The sequence below is a fragment of the uncultured Gimesia sp. genome, from assembly GCF_937910335.1.
Taxonomy (GTDB): Bacteria; Planctomycetota; Planctomycetia; order Planctomycetales; family Planctomycetaceae; genus Gimesia.
Genome location: NZ_CALEMX010000179.1, coordinates 1 through 2,449, shown reverse-complemented (window position 1 = coordinate 2,449; position 2,449 = coordinate 1). Strand labels below are relative to the sequence as shown.

Here is a 2,449-nt window from a genome sequence, read left to right as displayed (position 1 = left end):
GTATGATTCGAGCCTGGATCGATTCCTGGCTCAACCCAAATGGGAAATATCGGTCAAAAGAAAGTGTGATCGGTTCCTGCCAGTCCTTGCCTTTCAGTACACGGCTTTGAATCTGAAAATGTCCGTCTTGAAGTCCGCTCCAGGCGACCATCAGTTGATCGTCGGCAATCTGTGCCGCTGTCGGCTGGATGGCGTTGGTTTGATGATCGGAGACGGTCATCACTTTTTGCGCCGTTCCCCCTTGATACAAACGTGCCAGGATTTTCCAACCAGTCGGTTTCTTAGCCGACCAGATGACCCAGAGCTTGCCCTTGCCCATCGTTACCAGAGTCGGATGCCCGTGTACGGCTCCCTCTTCGCTCACGATCTGCACCGCCCCCAATGTGCCATTCGCCTCAATTTTACGGAGCAGAATTTGATCGCGACTGTTCTTGAACGCACTCCAGGTTACCCACGTGACACCATTGGGCATGGTCACCGCAGACGGATGCGAGTCGTATGTTTTGCTGTCCTCATTGATGATCACATCAGCGTCGAGACTTGAGAGATCAACAGAAGCCGGTTCTGCACTCTGCAGATTTTGTGCGCTACAGATTAAGAGGCCGAACAGAACTACAAAGCGAATGAGCGAGTCATATTTGATCGTCACAGTTGTTTTCTCTCTGTTTGAATCGAAGCACTATGATCGGATTAATTAAGAATTCATTACCGGTTCATTAAGTTTTCGATTATAACTTACATATATACTGAGCGGAATGGCGCAAGCCATCGTTAGCTGACAGGAATGAAAATCCACAACTGAACGAGAAACAAGAATGAATTCTGATGTGAGTGAAAACAGATCGAATTCGTTCATTCGATCAGGATGGTTCTCTTATGGATTTCTGCTATTGTTTTTATTCATGATCGCTGGATATGGTATCTGGCCGTTTTTTCAATATCCGCCTTCATTTCGGGATGATGAACGGACACTGAAAATGGTCTACGCAATGACGCCGCAATATCTAAATGAGAAGAATCTCTCATTTGAAGAACTGAAAGGGCCGGTTATCTTCGATGAATCCAGTTTGAATTCGCGTTCATCTGATAGCCCTTTTGTCTGGTTCACAAGACCTGCCTCTGGTGATCAGATTAAACTGTTACATGGACGGTATGGCAATCAAGATAAACCACCAAAGCATTTTGTGGAGCGTTTTTATGTAGTGGGACGCAAGCCTGACTGGTATCACGGGCGCTGGATCTTGCTGAATACGGGTGAGGCAAAGTATGTGAAAGACTCGCAGATCGAATGGGATACGCAGACTATTGTTGGGAAGTAACCCAAAATTTTTCCATTGCCAACGCGAGCGGTACGACTATAGTCCTGGATATAACATTCTTTACGATTTTCGAGAGGACTAAATGATGTTTGGCTGGTTGCGTGGTGATCCTAAGAAGAAATTAGAGGCCCGATACGCCGCGAAGCTGGAGCAGGCGCGTGACGCACAACGGAATGGGAATATTCAGGGATATGCAACTTTAATGGCTGAGGCGGAAACGATCCTGCAGGAGATTGATCGTCTTGCAGAGACGGTTGAAGATGCTAACGGTTAGTTTTTTTCTACCACGAAAAACACGAAAGGCACGAAAATGATTGATGCTTCATTTTCACTCGCCAGAATTCTCCTAAAGAATATTCAACAAACTTGTGTAATCTGCTTGGTCGATTAACTTGTTCCTAACAGCTTTCACTCATTTTGATAAACCCGATCATCGGACGTGTAATATTTTTTGTCAGGTCCGGCAGACCTGATCGAGAGAACGCCATTGATTGTTTCAAATCGAAGTGGTGTTCCCCAAAGATCCGAGCCTCCATCCAGGAAATCGTATTGAGGTGGGTCATCATTTGTGGGAGTTGAAGAAATGACTCCCGATAATTCCAATGATTTGAGTATTGCTAACATACTCCTGCGTTGATCATATTCCGCGACGCCGGGAATAGAACGCCTGAAATTTCGGTACCATTTTGGTTTTATGATGCCTGCAGAGTACGGCCCCTCAAGGAAAAACAGAACGCCAGAGACTATTAAGAGGATGCATGTCGATCTGCCAATCATATTCCTGAATGAAGGATGACTGAGAATTGAGGGACGTTTTAATTTCGTCTTTTCATTCATATCTGAGGTTTCTACTCAGTAGTACATTGGTATCGCAGCTAATAAGTGTAAAAGGCGACCCGAAAGACTGGGATCAGGATTACCACGAAAGACACGAATCTCACGAAAATATGTGATGACTCTGAGAAAATCAGGTGCCACTGTTTCAAAATTGGAATTAAAATATACAACAACGGTGGCCAGGTAGTGTTTCTTCTTTCCAATCGTTCTTTGCAATTTGGGATGAACCGTGGCTAACGCCTAATGGCACTTACTTTACTTTTTCCTTATGAAGGATCGGAGTCTTTTTTTCG

4 protein-coding genes are annotated in these 2,449 nt (G+C 45.0%); 2 read left to right on the top strand and 2 right to left on the bottom strand.

Going from position 1 to position 2,449, the window contains the following annotated elements:
• On the bottom strand, positions 1-649 hold a 649-nt coding region (locus Q0668_RS06885), incomplete at its 3' end, for a hypothetical protein (RefSeq protein WP_298861824.1).
• Between the two features lie 166 nt (positions 650-815).
• Here Q0668_RS06885 and Q0668_RS06880 point away from each other — a divergent pair.
• Complete coding sequence (locus tag Q0668_RS06880; RefSeq protein ID WP_298861821.1) at positions 816-1,319, top strand: hypothetical protein; 504 nt, start codon at positions 816-818, stop codon at positions 1,317-1,319.
• 82 nt (positions 1,320-1,401) lie between these two features.
• The gene (locus tag Q0668_RS06875) at positions 1,402-1,593 is read left to right on the top strand and encodes a DUF6435 family protein (protein ID WP_298861818.1); all 192 of its coding nucleotides are present in this window, start codon (positions 1,402-1,404) and stop codon (positions 1,591-1,593) included.
• Positions 1,594-1,727: 134 nt separating this feature from the next.
• On the opposite strand, the gene Q0668_RS06870 is transcribed toward Q0668_RS06875, so the two are convergent.
• A complete protein-coding gene (locus tag Q0668_RS06870) occupies positions 1,728-1,943 on the bottom strand; it encodes a hypothetical protein (RefSeq protein ID WP_298861815.1) in 216 nt (71 codons plus the stop codon).
• Positions 1,944-2,449 lie beyond the last annotated feature (506 nt).

What these genes read in the sequence shown, in the direction of transcription:
- Q0668_RS06875 (WP_298861818.1), top strand. Translation starts at nt 1,402, where the DNA reads ATGATGTTTGGCTGGTTGCGTGGTGATCCTAAGAAGAAATTAGAGGCC.
- Q0668_RS06870 (WP_298861815.1), bottom strand. Translation starts at nt 1,943, where the DNA reads ATGTTAGCAATACTCAAATCATTGGAATTATCGGGAGTCATTTCTTCA.
- Q0668_RS06880 (WP_298861821.1), top strand. Translation starts at nt 816, where the DNA reads ATGAATTCTGATGTGAGTGAAAACAGATCGAATTCGTTCATTCGATCA.